The organism is Idiomarina fontislapidosi (assembly GCF_003226255.1).
GTDB classification, from domain to species: domain Bacteria; phylum Pseudomonadota; class Gammaproteobacteria; order Enterobacterales; family Alteromonadaceae; genus Idiomarina; species Idiomarina fontislapidosi.
This window is the reverse complement of the sequence record NZ_QJST01000006.1, coordinates 118,857-133,148: the sequence shown is the minus strand read 5'-3', so window position 1 is coordinate 133,148 and position 14,292 is coordinate 118,857. Positions and strand designations below refer to the sequence as shown.

The window sequence follows — 14,292 nt, the reverse complement described above, 5'->3', positions numbered from 1 at the left end:
TAGATAGACAGATTTGCAGCCCTGTCTATGCAGGGCTAATCTATCTTGAACAACTACGGAGGAAGAAGAATGAAAACTAAATTGATGTTATCCATTGCCGCGGCGTTAAGTATGAGCGCATGTGGTCAAGCAGGCGGTGATCAGTCGGTCGGTTCTGACATGACGTTACAGCAAGCCGTGCAAGATGAGAGCCGAACCGAGCGTTTTGTAAAACGGGACTCGGCTCGACACCCTGTCGAAACACTTGAGTTTTTTGAGGTGGCGCCTTCCATGACAGTGGTCGAGATCTGGCCAGGCGGCGGTTATTACACTGAAATTCTTGCCCCTTATTTAAGTGAGGGTGGACAACTCTACGCTGCTCACTTCCCGCAAAATTCCAATAGCGATTATTATCAACGCTCGTTAGAGAATTTCACCGACCGCGTTCAAACAGAAGCGGTATTTGGTAACATTCAAATTACTGAATTTGCCCCACTAACCGAACTGGAGAGCGATATCGCGCCACCCAACAGCGCTGATCGCGTACTGACTTTCCGCAATGTCCACAACTGGTATATGAGTGGCGGCGAAGAAGCGGTGCGTGATGCTTTCGAACAGTTTTGGCGAGCGCTCAAACCAGACGGTATTCTGGGTGTCGTTGACCACCGCCTGCCGAGCGGAGCAAATGCGGACGCGATGGCAAAGTCAGGCTATGTGCATCAACAATGGGTGATTGATATCGCAGAACAAGCGGGCTTTGAGTTCGTCGAAGCAAGTGAAGTTAACGCTAACCCGAAAGATACAGCCGATCATCCAAATGGCGTTTGGAACCTGCCTCCTACGCTCAATGTTAATGAGGGTGACGACGCGGAAATTTACAAGGCGATTGGAGAAAGCGATCGCTTTACATTGAAATTCAGAAAACCAACAACACAAAGGTAACACATGAAGATATTGGTAGTTGGTGGCGGTGGTCGCGAGCATGCACTTGCATGGAAAGCCGCCCAGTCAGAGAAAGTCACTGAAGTTTTTGTCGCTCCGGGTAATGCGGGCACAGCCGATGAAGCTAACCTGAAAAATGTCAGTATCAATGCGGAAGACATTGATGGTCTAGCTGACTTCGCGCAAGAAAACGCAATTGACCTCACGATCGTGGGACCCGAAGCGCCGTTAGTAAAAGGTATTGTCGACCTTTTTCAACAACGTAAACTCGCTATTTTTGGTCCTTCAGCCGCCGCCGCGCAGCTCGAGGGATCAAAGTCGTTTAGCAAGGACTTCTTGGCACGTCACGACATTCCAACAGCTGCCTACGATACGTTTACTGATACTGATGCTGCTAAACGTTATGTGCGTGACAACCAACTACCTATCGTCATAAAAGCCGATGGCCTTGCCGCTGGTAAGGGCGTCATTATTGCTGAAACCCTCGAACAGGCGGATGCTGCTATTGACGATATGCTGGCTGGAAACAAATTCGGTGCGGCCGGCAGTCGTGTCGTAATCGAAGAGTTTTTAACCGGCGAAGAGGCATCCTTTATCGTTGTAGCCGACGGTAAGACAGCGGTTGCATTTGCCTCGAGTCAAGATCACAAAGCCCGTGATGACGGTGATAAAGGCCCCAATACAGGCGGCATGGGGGCATACTCGCCGGCACCTGTTGTTACCGATGAGGTGCATCAATGGGTCATGCAGCATGTTATCCAACCGACCATCGATGGTATGGCGGCCGAGGGGACACCCTACGTAGGCTTCCTCTATGCTGGCTTAATGGTTGCACCTGACGGCTCCGCTAAAGTGTTGGAATATAACTGCCGCTTTGGCGACCCTGAAACACAGCCGATTATGATGCGTATGCGATCAGACCTTGTTGAGCTGTGCCAAAAGGCGATCACCGGTCAGTTGGCGGGCGCGTCTGCACGCTTTGATGAACGCACCGCAGTGGGTGTTGTGATGGCCGCTGGCGGCTATCCTGAATCATATAAAAAAGGCGATGAAATCAAAGGTATTCCAGCAGCGACTGAATCCTACAAAGTATTTCATGCTGGAACGAAATATGAGGATGGTCGTTTGGTCACCAATGGCGGACGCGTTTTATGTTGTGTCGCACTCGGTGACGATGTCCAGCAAGCACAACTCGAAGCCTATCAGTTGGTGAAGCATATTCATTGGGATAACGTTTATTATCGCAATGATATTGCTCATCACGCGATTAAGCGGCTAAATCAGTAGTTAAAATAAAAGCGGCTGAAAAGCCGCTTTTTTATTTCATTTGTCACAAATTCGTCACCGAAATGAGATAAATTGACGTCATTGTCAATTTGTTAACACCTTATGCATGTCGAATCGGGAAGCCTTATTAGAACTTATTGAAAATGACCGGTTGTCACCGCTATTTCAGCCAATTTTTGACAATGCATCCCAGACGATCTTGGGGTTTGAAGCCCTCATTCGCGGACCCGCAGGTCATTCACTCGAGTTCCCTGACCAACTATTTCGCGTCGCACAAGAAGAAGACTTACTATCAGAGCTTGAGTTAGCTTGCCGCAGTGCAGCGATACAACGTTTTGTCGAACTCGACACTGATGCTAAGTTGTTTCTCAATGTGAATCCTAACGTTCTAAAAGACGAAAGCCATCCCACTGGCAGCACGTTGCGACTCTCACAATTGCATGGATTAGCCCCCGATCGCATTATTATCGAACTGTCAGAGCGTTATCCAATCGACGATACTGAACTGCTGTCTGAAGCCATCACACATTACCGCGCGCTGGGTTTACGTGTCGCCATTGATGATCTAGGTGCAGGCTATTCCGGTTTAAAGCTGTGGTCTGAATTGCAGCCAGACTTTGTCAAAATTGACCGGTACTTTATAAGTGAACTCCAGCACGATGCGACCAAGAAAGAGTTCGTACAATCGATCATCAACCTGGCACGCAACTTAAATGCGAAAGTGATTGCAGAAGGCATCGAGACTCAAGCTGAACTAAAGCAGCTCAACGAATTAGGTATTCACTTATATCAGGGCTTTTATCTCTGCCGACCGACTCAGAACCCACCACTGCATCCTGACTCTCAACTACTTGAGCGTATCGCAAGTTCGCATACCCCGAGTAGCGATACCATTGCACAGCTTGTAAAGGACGCACCAACGATCCCCTCTACAACCAAGGCACATGTCGCACTCGACCTTTTTACCGAGGATAAGCAGCTCATTGCGATACCGGTAGTTGATGACATGAAGCCCATAGGCATGCTCAGGCGAGAAGCAATAATGGAATTGTTTTCAGGATCGTACGGGCGAGCGCTCTACGCCAACAAAGATGTTGTGCGGGTGATGGATAGAAACCCCATGATTGTCGACTGGCAAACTCCAATAGACCTTGTTAGTAATAAGGTGACCGACGACTTTGATGTGGATATATACAAACAGTTTATCGTAACGCAAGACGGTCGATTCCAAGGCATTGCGTCGATACGTGATTTGCTCAGACGCATTACTGAAGTCAAAGTACAGAATGCACGTTATGCCAACCCGTTGACGTTATTACCAGGCAACGTCCCAATACACCGAACAATTTCTCAGTACTTAGAAGAGAATAAAGCGTTTGAAGTTGCCTATTTTGATCTCAATAACTTTAAACCATATAACGACGTTTACGGTTACTCTAAAGGCGATAGAGTCATTTCTTGGGTAGGCGATTTACTGCGCGAAGTGTTCTCGGAAAGTCATCATTTTATTGGTCATATTGGTGGTGATGATTTTGTCACTATATCGCCCGTTGAGCCTGCTAATCGAGATAAATACCATAAAGTAGTTGAACGCTTTGAAGCTAAGGTCAAAGACTTTTATTCGACCGCCGACCAGAAAAAACGTTACATTTTAGCAAATGACCGTACAGGCGAGCGTGCGCAGTTTCCATTATTGGGAATTGCCGTAGGCGTTGTGCAGCCAGACTACTATCGTTGTAATTCGTATCACGATGTATCAGATTTAGCGGCTGAGGCTAAGAAAAAAGCCAAGCTGGAACAAAAAAGCGCCTGTTTCTTTAGTCACAGACGCTTTCCTCAATTAGTCCTCGACGATTAAGTCATCTTCACTATCAGTGGAGTAGCCAAAATCCTCATCAGATAATTTACCTTTGCCGTACATGCTCGCCACTTTAGGACGATGTATGCGCGCTTGGTATTTCGCCCAAGCCTTTTCAACAACGGTTACGGGCGCTTGTTCACCACGAGCCGATGCAAGCAATGAAATGTCCTCATCACAGCTTGGCTTTAACTCATCCTGCAATAGTGCAGTGATCAAACAACCATATTGAGTGAGCGCGTCACTTTCCCGGATAGAAAAGTCCCCTGAGCGAGAAAAACCATAGGGGTAATTACGGAAATCGTTGAACGGTTTTCTCAATAAAAATTCACGTGTAATTGCGGTCATGGCAGCCCTTCCTACAGACTAAAACCTAACAAAAAGTCTGTCGCCTATAACGACAATGACGATATAGATGTAGAAAGGATTTTTGTCAACGAAAACTTTTTGTTTACTTGCAAATAACTATTTTACCCGGTCACGGAAAGCCATACATGGTGCAAGCTTTTCCAACTCAATACGATACTTATTAGCATAATTAGTGCAGCAAACGTATTGCCAAGGATACTGTTCTTCATTTTTCCCATTGTCGACTGGTTACATAGCCACCAAATAAAACCGACAATAACGGGCAGCAGCACACCATTAGCAATCTGTGCAAACCAAATCACTTTTATGGGTGAAATACCTAAGCTACTTATCACGACACCCAATAGCAAAATCACCGCCCAAATAGTACGGAAAGCGCGTCCAGTTAATGATTGACGCCAGCCCATTATCCCGCATAACGCATAAGCCGATGCGAGCGGTGCAGTGGTCGCAGAAGAAATACCCGCCGCACATAGGCCCAACGCCATTAAATACTTCGCCCAATCGCCGAACAGCGGCGCTAACGAAATCGCGAGATCACCCGCCGAGTCAATCGCTATCCCTTGCGCAAAAAAGGCGCTTGCCGCGGTCGCGAGTATTGCCATCGAAATCAAACCACCTAACGGTATCGATATAAACGTATCGATACGTGCGGCTTTGACACCGTCATCACCTGACCATTTATTAGCGACCGACGCGCTGTGTAAAAACAAGTTATAAGGCACCACAGTCGTACCAACCAGCGCTATCACGGTCAGAATACTATCAGACGGCCATCGCCAACGAAGCAAACTATCTGTCACGCCAAGCCAGTTGGGCTGGGTAAGTAAAAAGGTACCGATAAACGCAAGGCTCATCAGTAACACGAGTGAAATGAGTGCGTACTCAATGAACTTGGCCTTGCCTTGCCACAAAATAGTCGCTGCAAGCACACCAAAAATCACCGGCCAACCCTGTTCAAACCAGTTCGATAACCAAGGTACGTGTCCAAGTGCTTCTTGCGCACCGAGCGTTGCGCCCGATAAGTTGCCACCTTGATAGACGCTGTTGCCGACAATAATCGCAGCAATAATCAGCGTGAAGAACAAAATGCGAAGCCACGGCGCAGTAATTTGTTGGCGAATATTTTCACCCAACCCGTGACCTGTTACCACACCAATACGCGACGCCATCTCTTGTAATATGACACAAATAAGCGTCGACAGGACCAGCGCCCATAACAGTGCATAACCAAATCCAGCGCCAGCAAGTGATGCAGTGACTACCGTTCCCGGGCCGATAAATGCAGCGGCTACAAGTGCTCCGGGGCCAAACTGAGATAGCTTCATTAGCCTTCCTCTACAAGCTCAAGCACCAGCCAATTTTCTTCAATGGCTGCATCTGAGTTTTCAATAAGATCGTCCATATGCACATGGCCCTGCTCCGTTAAGCCCATCACGCCCACCGCACAATGGCGGCCACGTGCTTTGCCAGAGTATAATGCCAAGTCAGCTAACTTTAACGCACTTTCCCAGTCAAGCTCCGCTTCGTCGAAATGACTAAACGGTAATGTAATAAAACCAATAGTTGCCGTCACACTGATGTCCTTTTTCCCGGTTTTAACGGGAGCCGATGAGACGGCCTGCTGAATTCTTCTTACAAGCTCAATCAGTTGTTGCTGGTTCACGCGATTCAAACAAAATAGAAACTCCTCGCCTCCCCAACGCACCAAGCTATCGTCCTCTCGACATAATTCGCGTAACCGACGACTCATCTCAACTAACACCTCATCACCCGTATGGTGTCCATAGGTATCATTGATTCGCTTAAAGTTATCAATATCAAGTAACACTAAACCAATGGGTGCTGTGACATTTTTTTGTTTACGCGCTTCCATGGTCAGTTGCATCGAGCGGCGATTCTCTAATCCAGTGAGTGGATCCCGTTTAGTCTGCTCCGACAACGCAAAGTTAGCTTGTTTTAATTTACGATTTGATTCTTTTACTTTCCGATATAAAAGTAACAACGCTAAGAACACAAAGCCACCAAGAATAATAGCCAACCATGTGATGATCGTTTGTTGCCGATTATTCTCAATGATTTGCTCGCTCAACTTGTTTTTTTGTTCAAGTAAGTCAATGCGTTGTGCTTTATCGCGATTATCGTACAGTGCTTGCATCTCGGCTAACGCTTTATTCTGCGAGTTCTGTAGAATTTTTTCGCGGATCGATTGGCGCTCCTTTAAAGCGCTCGCCTGTTCTTTGTAGCGCTCCATAATTTCATACGCTTGCGCCAACTCTTTTAATGTTTGCTCTAACGCGCTGAGCTGTTCCGTTTCGCGAAAATAATCCACAACGCGTTTCATCTGTTGCAAACCCAGGCTGTCACCTTGGCGAACGGCAATAAACCCAAGGTTAAATTCAACAGTTCTTACCATATCCTCGTAATCTAACGATTGCGCGAGTTCTAGCGCCTCATTAAGATGCGACTTGGCTTCGTTCAACTGATTGAGTCGCATGTACGAGTCGCCAAAATTATTCAATACGATGGCGCGCTGAAAGGGATAGTTTTCGGTGTATTGGTAAGCTCTTTGTAGTGCACTTAAGCCCAGCTCGTAGTTACCAAGACTGGTATACGCATAATACTGTGTAAACCAAAGCTCGTACGAAAGCGCAGGAAATGAATTATCGCCAATTTCATCGAGCGCCGCTTGCGACGTCTCTAACGCTAAGTCCCACTGTTCGAGTCTTAATTGAATATCCGCGATCGAAGATTTCAAAAACAGGCGGCGCCGCAGCTGATTAATCCCTTGCATGTGGTCAAGTGCGGACTGCGCCTTAATCAAATAACCTAACGCTATTTCATAGCGACTCCACTCGGTGTAGAGCTGCGACAGCAGATTGTAGGCGTAATAATTAATACGAGGACTTTGTACTTGAGGCATCATCGCTTCAAGGTCTGGCACTTTAATAAATGCCTTATCGAGCTTGCCATCCATAACCAGAAGGTCGATTTTATTGGCAAGTAACTCGGCTTTCAGGTTCGCATCATCACTACGCTGAACCTCCTTCCCAATTTGCTCTAAAACGCCATTCGCTTTGTCGAATTGCTCATCGTAGGCAAACTCTGAGGCCCAATAAGTCCATGCCCTAACACGCGTCGCAAGCGGTGTCGAAGAAGTTAAGCGATTAATCACCGGCTGCAAAAAGGCTTTGCCATCAAAGTCATCAGCCGCCGACTGATTAAGGTAATCATCGAGCTGCGACTCTATCGACTGAGCAGATTCATCCTGAATTCCACTTGCTTCGACTAAAGACGCATAGCCAATTACCGCAAGGCTCAGCAACAATAGGAAAAGTATTTGTCTGAATGACTCATGAGTTTTGGCAAATTTCACGGATATGCGTCCAACTTTTTGTTATATTTTTTGTGTAAGCGGCGACATTGTATACGACTTTGCAACATCCTGTAACAGTTTAGCTTATTTAGCGCTCAATCTAAATAAAGAAAATCCCCTTCAAGGCGGTGACTATGAGCAAACTTGATTGGTCTAAGATCCTAAAATCTGGACAGCGCATTTTTATTGGATCCCACGCAGCGGTTCCTACTGCATTGATCGACGATCTCATCAATAACGCGAAACACTTGCACGATATTGAAGTGGTTCAATTGATGACGCTTTCAGACAATAAGTGGGCGTTACCTGAACACCAGCAACTATTCAAAGTAAACACATTCTTTATTGGCGGAGATAATGTCCGAAGTGCGGTGAATGAAGGGCGCGCAGACTATACCCCCTGTTTCATTTCCGATATCCCCAATTTATTTAATAACGGTATCCTACCCTTAGATGCCGCACTGATTATGGTCAGCCCAGCCGACCAGTACGGTTACCACTCCATGGGGGTTTCAGTCGATGTGGTCGCCGCAGCTGCGAAATCGGCCAATACGGTCATCGCTCAAGTCAACGAGCATATGCCCGTGACCTTTGGTCAATCGTTCCTGCATAAAAACCAAATTGATCATTTCTGGTATCACGACGAACCGCTACCGCAGTTACCTCCCCCCGATACTGTAGACAACAAAATTATCGAGCGTATCGGCCAGTATATTGCGCTACTTGTACGCGACGGCTGTACGCTACAAATTGGGTTAGGACGTATCTGTGCTGCAGCGTTACACTATTTAGGTAACCATAAAGATCTCGGCGTACATAGCGAACTGATTACCGACGACATCATGAACCTGATGCTTAAAGGTGTTATCAACAATCGCAAAAAAACCTTTCATCCAAACAAAATTGTCACCAGCTTTTGTATGGGTAGCCAAGCACTTTACGATTTCGTTGATAGAAACCCGCATGTTGGCTTTTATCCAAGTGAGTATGTCAACTCGCCCACCAACATTGCACGGAACGACAACCTTATTGCCATCAATAGCGCGATTGAAGTCGATCTGACTGGGCAAGTGGTATCTGACTCAATCGGGCACCAATTCTATTCGGGTATTGGTGGGCAAGTTGACTTCAGCCGCGGAGCCTCACTCAGCCAGGGCGGAAAACCCGTGATAGCGCTGCCATCAACAACCGAAGACGGAAAAATATCGCGCATCGTCCCGCACATACAAGAAGGGGCTGGTGTAGTCACCTCACGGGGTCATGTCCATTACGTAGTAACCGAGTTCGGTGTTGCATCTTTACGTGGCAAAAGTATTCGTGAACGAGCACTTGAGCTTATTCGCGTTGCACACCCGAAGTTTCGCCAACAACTCTTGCAGCAGGTGCGTCAACATTATTGGGTCCCCCATTACCAACAACTCACACCGAGTGATGTACCGGAACTTGGCGAAATCGGCTTTAAGAAGATCAGCTTTGCAGGCGAGGAGTTTGATTTAAGGCCGTTGTACCCATCAGATGAACGGCGTCTACAAGAGTTCTTTTATTCACATACAAAAGAAACCTTACAGTTAAGATACAACGCGGTGCCGACACAGATGAGTCGCGAGAAATCCTGTACCCTCGTGAGTATTGATCAGTCCGTCGATTTAGCGCTGTGTATTGTTCGACAAAAAGGATCGGCGGCTAAAATCATGGCTGTTGGACGCTATTACTTTATTGAGTCGCATAATAGCTGTGAGGTGGCCTTTGTGACGCGTGAGCACTATCAAGGTCAAGGCATGGCAAGTGTGTTATTACAAGAAATGATACGTATCGCCAAGTCGCGAGGTCTTGACTCGATGCAGGCTGTGGTTCTGGTCAATAACAAGCCTATGCTCAACGTATTTGAAAAATCGGGATTCGTACGTCAGGCAAGTGATGAGCCAGGCGAAGTCATGCTAAAACTCGAGCTAAATCAAGAACAAGAGCAAGAACAACAAGAGTCATCCTCATGAGCATTTATCTTTATTCGCACCCACATTGCCTCCTGCACAATCCGGACAGTGAACATCCCGAATGTCCAGCGCGGATCGATGCCGTGAATGACCAACTTATCCGCTCCGGACTCGATTTTGTCCTAACACGCGAACAAGCAGGAGCCGCCACGTTAGAGCATATCAAATTGGCACATACCGATGCCTACATCAGCGAGCTTTATCACAAACAACCTAAGCAAGGTCACGTGTGGCTCGATCCAGATACACCGATGACGCCTGACACCCTCGATTCGGCACTTCATGCGGTCGGTGCCAACATTGCCGCGGTCGATAAAGTACTATCAGAAGAGAATAAGCAAGCATTCTGCCTTGTACGCCCGCCTGGACATCATGCAACGCGTGATCAAGCAATGGGTTTTTGTGTTTTCAACAATGTAGCTATCGCGGCGCTCTACGCGCAACAGGCCTATGGCTTATCACGGGTTGCTATTGTGGATTTTGACGTTCACCACGGCAACGGTACAGAAGATATCATTCGAGCTCATCCCAATGTGTTGTTCTGTTCGACCTTTCAATCACAGCTTTACCCTTATGTTGACGAGAACGTCAGTGACGAGCACATTGTCTCGATCGGTCTGCCTGCAGGCAGTAAAAGCTTGGACTGGCGCGAAGTGGTTTACTACCAGATTTTACCAAAGGTTGAAGCCTTTGCGCCCGAGTTAATCTTAATCTCAGCAGGGTTCGATGGTCATATTGAAGATGAAATGTCGCAATTCTTGCTCAAAGAAGATGACTACTTTTGGATAACACAAAAGCTAAAACGAATTGCAGACCAACATTGTTCAGGTCGTATCGTTTCGACACTCGAGGGTGGGTATGATCATAGTGCACTGGGACGTAGCGTAGTGGCGCACTTAAAAGGCATGTTAGGGAGCGAATACTGAAAAAATTTGGAGCGGGAAACGAGACTCGAACTCGCGACCCCAACCTTGGCAAGGTTGTGCTCTACCAACTGAGCTATTCCCGCATTTCGGTACTTTTTATTATCCGCACCTAGGTGCAAATAAATAAGTATTAGGAGAGTCTGACTTGGAGCGGGAAACGAGACTCGAACTCGCGACCCCAACCTTGGCAAGGTTGTGCTCTACCAACTGAGCTATTCCCGCATCGTCAGTGCGGCGTGTATTCTACTGAAACCGCCGCCCACGTCAACCGCTTTTTCGCAGCAACCCGTTTAAATGGCGAAAAAATGTTCTCTGTAATATTTGAGTTCTTCGATAGACTCACGAATATCCGCAAGGGCTTCATGCGCACCTTTCTTTTTAAAACCATTCATAGCCTCGGGCTTCCAGCGTCTTGCCAGTTCCTTTACCGTGCTGACATCAAGATTACGATAATGGAAAAAGGCTTCTAGTTCTGGCATATGACGTGCTAAAAATCGGCGATCCTGACAAATCGAGTTACCGCACATCGGAGATGTATTGGGGTCCACGTACTCAGATAAAAAAGCAATCGTCTCGCGTACGGCATCTTGCTCGCTGTGTTGACTGCTTTTCACGCGTTCAACTAACCCGGAACCAGTATGCGTTTTGACGTTCCAGTCGTCCATTTTATCGAGGTTGGCCTGCGGTTGATGTATTGCGATCGTCGGTCCTTCGGCCAGAATATTCAATTGTGCGTCGGTAACGATAGTTGCCACTTCAATAACATGGTCATAATCAGGGTTTAATCCCGTCATCTCTAAATCGATCCAAATTAAACGCTGACTTTTTTGTTCTTCACTCATTCGAACTCTCTTAACTCGACTCATTTTAGGTTATGATAGCGTTAAACCGTAAGTGGCAACAAGGTAAAGCGATTGGCCAAGCAAAAACGCCTGAATAAAGGACAAAAACGTCGAATTCAACAAAACCGCGAGAAGCGTCTCGCGCAAGAAATCGATGTGCCGAGCGACCAGCTAGGCGCCAGCGAAACGGGCATTATTGTCAGTCGTTATGGTCAACATGCCGATTTGCTGACCGGCGAGAATGAGATTGTTCGCTGCCACATTCGTCGCACCGTCGATTCGCTAGTGACCGGGGACAAAGTTCAATGGCGTCCTATGCTGCAATCACAAGACGGCATGCGCGGTATTATCGAAGCCGTGCACGAGCGAGAATCTCTACTATCACGTCCTGACTATTACGACGGACTCAAACCTGTTGCCGCAAACATCGACCAGATATTTGTCATTTCAAGTGTGCTACCGAGCTTCACCACACAAATTATTGATCGTTACATCGTCGCCTGTGAAGCGATCGATATCGAGCCTATTATCGTTCTAAATAAAGCAGACTTATTGACTGACATCGATGCCGACGAGCGTGCGCTAATTGAACAACGTTTGGCTGACTATCGTGCGATTGGATATCAGGTATTATGGGTCAGCAGCAAAACAGCCGATGGCATGGCAGAACTCAATAGTATGTTAAGTGAACATATTTCGATCGTGGTTGGTCAAAGTGGTGTCGGCAAGTCGTCCATCGTAAACCAGCTGTTGCCCGAAGTGGCGACCGAGACGAAAGAGGTCTCAACAAACTCGGGCTTAGGTCAGCATACGACCACAGTCGCGACATGGTATCCACTTAAAAGTGGTGGTGCCTTAATCGACTCGCCGGGGATACGGGAATTTGCCTTATGGCACCTCGAGCCTGAACAAGTCGCATCGGGTTATATTGATTTTCAGCCCTATCTTGGGGCATGTAAGTTCAAAGATTGTAAGCATAAAAATGATCCGGGCTGTGCATTGCAAGAAGCTGTCGAACAGGGTGAAATACTCCCATGGCGGCTAGAGAATTATCATCGGATCATCGAGTCTATGATGGCAAATAAACCGTCTCGAGTTTCAGCAAGAGGAAAACTGTAAGTGAGCAGCAGCGAACGATTCAAAATTGGTCTTCAATATGTACTTCCAAAGCATCTACTATCACGTTTAGTAGGTCGATTTGCCGCTGCGAAAGCCGGCTTATTTACGCAGGCATTTATTCGTTGGTTTATTAAGCAGTATAAAATTGATATGTCGGAGGCTATCCACGAGGATCCGCGTGACTATGCGACGTTTAATAGCTTTTTTACCCGACGTCTAAAACCAGAGCTTCGTCCTATTGTTGAGGATTCAGATAGCCTTTCACATCCAGTCGATGGTGCTGTTAGTCAATTGGGTGACATTGAAGAAGGCCGAATTTTTCAGGCTAAAGGTCACGACTACTCGCTCCTAGAATTGTTAGGTGGTAAAGATGAGGATGCAGCGCCCTTCCGTGAAGGCTCATTTGCCACGATTTATTTAGCACCCAAGGATTACCATCGCATTCATATGCCAATTGATGGGGTCTTACGCAAGATGGTGTATATTCCAGGCGACCTATTCTCCGTGAACCCGCTCACAGCGCAAAATGTGCCGAATTTATTTGCACGTAACGAACGTGTTGTCGCGCTATTTGATACCGAAGTGGGTCCCATGTCGATGGTACTCGTCGGTGCGACTATCGTGGCGAGCATCGGCACCGTCTGGTCTGGAACCGTGACGCCGCCTACGGGTGCGCGGATTCAGCATTGGTCATACCCAACATCCGGACCTGAAGCAATCCGTCTGAAAAAAGGCGAGGAAATGGGGCACTTTAAGCTCGGCTCAACAGTGGTAATGACGTTTGCTAAAGGCGCTATCGATTTTGATACCGCGCTCGAGCCAGGCTCAGTGACACGCATGGGAGCACCGATGGCGAAGGTTCGGCCATGAAGATTTGGGCGCATCGGGGTGCGAGCTTCGAAGCGCCCGAAAATACGTTGGCGGCATTTAGTCGGGCTATTGATAGCCATGCCTTTGGTATCGAACTCGATGTATATGCTGTCGACGGCGAGCGTTTTGTATTTCACGATCGTTACCTTGAGCGTTTAACCGCATCACCAGGCCGCTTGCTCGACCTAACGCAAGCACAAGTGAAAGGGCTCAAAGTATTTGGGCAACAGCCCATTCCAACCCTACGTGAAGCACTTGAACATATCGCGGGACGCTGTCACGTGAACATAGAGCTTAAGGGCGATATCCCGAGTCAGTCATTGCTGCTCGATATCGACTACGTCCTTGAAAAAGCGCTATTCCAGCCAGAACAACTCTTAGTATCCTCATTTAATCACCATTGGCTACAGCGACTGAAGCATCGCCGACCCAATATCAATGTCGGCGCATTGACTACCTGTTGTCCACTGGATTACTGTGACTTTGCCTCTCGACTCAATGCTTTTTCAGTGCATGTGGACGTTGATTTTGTCACACAAGAGTTAGTTGATGACGCGCACCGCCGTGCGCTTGAAGTCTATGTATTTACTGTGGATGAAGGGCATGACATTGAGGAATTACATGAGATGGGTGTGGATGGCATTTTTACTAACCACCCAAGTTACGCTCAAAAAATAATAGAGGGGCTCCCGGGAATCAACCGTTCGCCCCTCTGGCATTACTGAACCAC

Annotated in this window: 12 protein-coding genes and 2 tRNA genes; 8 read left to right on the top strand and 6 right to left on the bottom strand. The window is 47.3% G+C overall.

The genetic code is table 11. The annotated features are described in order from the left end of the window. Positions 1–69: 69 nt before the first annotated feature. The 3 genes from DFP83_RS08095 (at position 70) to DFP83_RS08085 (ending at position 4,066) form a co-directional block, all read left to right on the top strand. Entirely contained in the window at positions 70–921 is an 852-nt protein-coding gene (locus DFP83_RS08095) for a class I SAM-dependent methyltransferase (protein ID WP_110574648.1), read from the top strand. Positions 922–924: 3 nt separating this feature from the next. Then, positions 925–2,208: a phosphoribosylamine--glycine ligase gene (purD, locus tag DFP83_RS08090; RefSeq protein WP_110574646.1), complete on the top strand. Its 1,284-nt coding sequence runs from the start codon at positions 925–927 to the stop codon at positions 2,206–2,208. A gap of 106 nt (positions 2,209–2,314) precedes the next feature. After that, positions 2,315–4,066, top strand: coding sequence for an EAL domain-containing protein (locus DFP83_RS08085; RefSeq protein ID WP_110574644.1), 1,752 nt, complete (start codon positions 2,315–2,317; stop codon positions 4,064–4,066). Here DFP83_RS08085 and DFP83_RS08080 read toward each other — a convergent pair. The 3 genes from DFP83_RS08080 to DFP83_RS08070 all read right to left on the bottom strand — a co-directional run bounded on the left by DFP83_RS08080 (position 4,049) and on the right by DFP83_RS08070 (position 7,811). Further along, entirely contained in the window at positions 4,049–4,414 is a 366-nt protein-coding gene (locus DFP83_RS08080; RefSeq protein WP_110574642.1) for a MaoP family protein, read from the bottom strand. The genes DFP83_RS08085 and DFP83_RS08080 overlap by 18 nt on opposite strands. Before the next feature lie 122 nt (positions 4,415–4,536). Then, positions 4,537–5,763, bottom strand: a complete 1,227-nt coding sequence (locus DFP83_RS08075) for an NRAMP family divalent metal transporter (protein ID WP_110574640.1) — start codon at positions 5,761–5,763, stop codon at positions 4,537–4,539. Further along, positions 5,763–7,811, bottom strand: a complete 2,049-nt coding sequence (locus DFP83_RS08070) for a tetratricopeptide repeat-containing diguanylate cyclase (protein WP_110574639.1) — start codon at positions 7,809–7,811, stop codon at positions 5,763–5,765. The genes DFP83_RS08075 and DFP83_RS08070 overlap by 1 nt, the downstream gene beginning before the upstream one ends. A 134-nt stretch (positions 7,812–7,945) precedes the next feature. On the opposite strand from DFP83_RS08070, the gene DFP83_RS08065 reads away from it, so the two are divergent. Both DFP83_RS08065 and DFP83_RS08060 read left to right on the top strand, forming a co-directional pair. Further along, entirely contained in the window at positions 7,946–9,805 is a 1,860-nt protein-coding gene (locus DFP83_RS08065) for a bifunctional acetyl-CoA hydrolase/transferase family protein/GNAT family N-acetyltransferase (protein ID WP_181416390.1), read from the top strand. Beyond that, positions 9,802–10,731: a histone deacetylase family protein gene (locus DFP83_RS08060; protein ID WP_110574635.1), complete on the top strand. Its 930-nt coding sequence runs from the start codon at positions 9,802–9,804 to the stop codon at positions 10,729–10,731. Before DFP83_RS08065 ends, DFP83_RS08060 begins: the two co-directional genes overlap by 4 nt. A 7-nt stretch (positions 10,732–10,738) precedes the next feature. On the opposite strand, the gene DFP83_RS08055 is transcribed toward DFP83_RS08060, so the two are convergent. The 3 genes from DFP83_RS08055 to orn form a co-directional block, all read right to left on the bottom strand. Further along, positions 10,739–10,814, bottom strand: a tRNA-Gly gene (locus DFP83_RS08055). Positions 10,815–10,877: 63 nt separating this feature from the next. Next, positions 10,878–10,953, bottom strand: a tRNA-Gly gene (locus DFP83_RS08050). 68 nt (positions 10,954–11,021) lie between these two features. After that, positions 11,022–11,573 (bottom strand): oligoribonuclease, encoded by a 552-nt coding sequence (orn, locus tag DFP83_RS08045; RefSeq protein ID WP_110574633.1) that lies wholly within the window; start codon positions 11,571–11,573, stop codon positions 11,022–11,024. Positions 11,574–11,645: 72 nt separating this feature from the next. On the opposite strand from orn, the gene rsgA reads away from it, so the two are divergent. From rsgA to DFP83_RS08030, 3 genes are read left to right on the top strand one after another with little or no spacing between them, the layout of a single operon-like run. Continuing rightward, positions 11,646–12,692 carry a small ribosomal subunit biogenesis GTPase RsgA gene (rsgA, locus tag DFP83_RS08040; RefSeq protein WP_110574631.1) on the top strand — a complete coding sequence of 349 codons (1,047 nt, stop codon included), beginning with the start codon at positions 11,646–11,648 and terminating at the stop codon, positions 12,690–12,692. Next, positions 12,693–13,562, top strand: a complete 870-nt coding sequence (gene asd, locus DFP83_RS08035) for an archaetidylserine decarboxylase (protein ID WP_110574629.1) — start codon at positions 12,693–12,695, stop codon at positions 13,560–13,562. Then, a complete protein-coding gene (locus DFP83_RS08030) occupies positions 13,559–14,287 on the top strand; it encodes a glycerophosphodiester phosphodiesterase (RefSeq protein ID WP_110574627.1) in 729 nt (242 codons plus the stop codon). The genes asd and DFP83_RS08030 overlap by 4 nt, the downstream gene beginning before the upstream one ends. Positions 14,288–14,292: the final 5 nt, after the last annotated feature.

Excerpts from the sequence above, each read along its gene's own strand:
- DFP83_RS08080 (WP_110574642.1), bottom strand. The coding sequence starts at position 4,414 with ATGACCGCAATTACACGTGAATTTTTATTGAGAAAACCGTTCAACGAT.
- DFP83_RS08075 (WP_110574640.1), bottom strand. The coding sequence starts at position 5,763 with ATGAAGCTATCTCAGTTTGGCCCCGGAGCACTTGTAGCCGCTGCATTT.
- DFP83_RS08095 (WP_110574648.1), top strand. The coding sequence starts at position 70 with ATGAAAACTAAATTGATGTTATCCATTGCCGCGGCGTTAAGTATGAGC.
- DFP83_RS08065 (WP_181416390.1), top strand. The coding sequence starts at position 7,946 with ATGAGCAAACTTGATTGGTCTAAGATCCTAAAATCTGGACAGCGCATT.
- purD (WP_110574646.1), top strand. The coding sequence starts at position 925 with ATGAAGATATTGGTAGTTGGTGGCGGTGGTCGCGAGCATGCACTTGCA.
- DFP83_RS08060 (WP_110574635.1), top strand. The coding sequence starts at position 9,802 with ATGAGCATTTATCTTTATTCGCACCCACATTGCCTCCTGCACAATCCG.
- orn (WP_110574633.1), bottom strand. The coding sequence starts at position 11,573 with ATGAGTGAAGAACAAAAAAGTCAGCGTTTAATTTGGATCGATTTAGAG.
- DFP83_RS08085 (WP_110574644.1), top strand. The coding sequence starts at position 2,315 with ATGTCGAATCGGGAAGCCTTATTAGAACTTATTGAAAATGACCGGTTG.
- DFP83_RS08030 (WP_110574627.1), top strand. The coding sequence starts at position 13,559 with ATGAAGATTTGGGCGCATCGGGGTGCGAGCTTCGAAGCGCCCGAAAAT.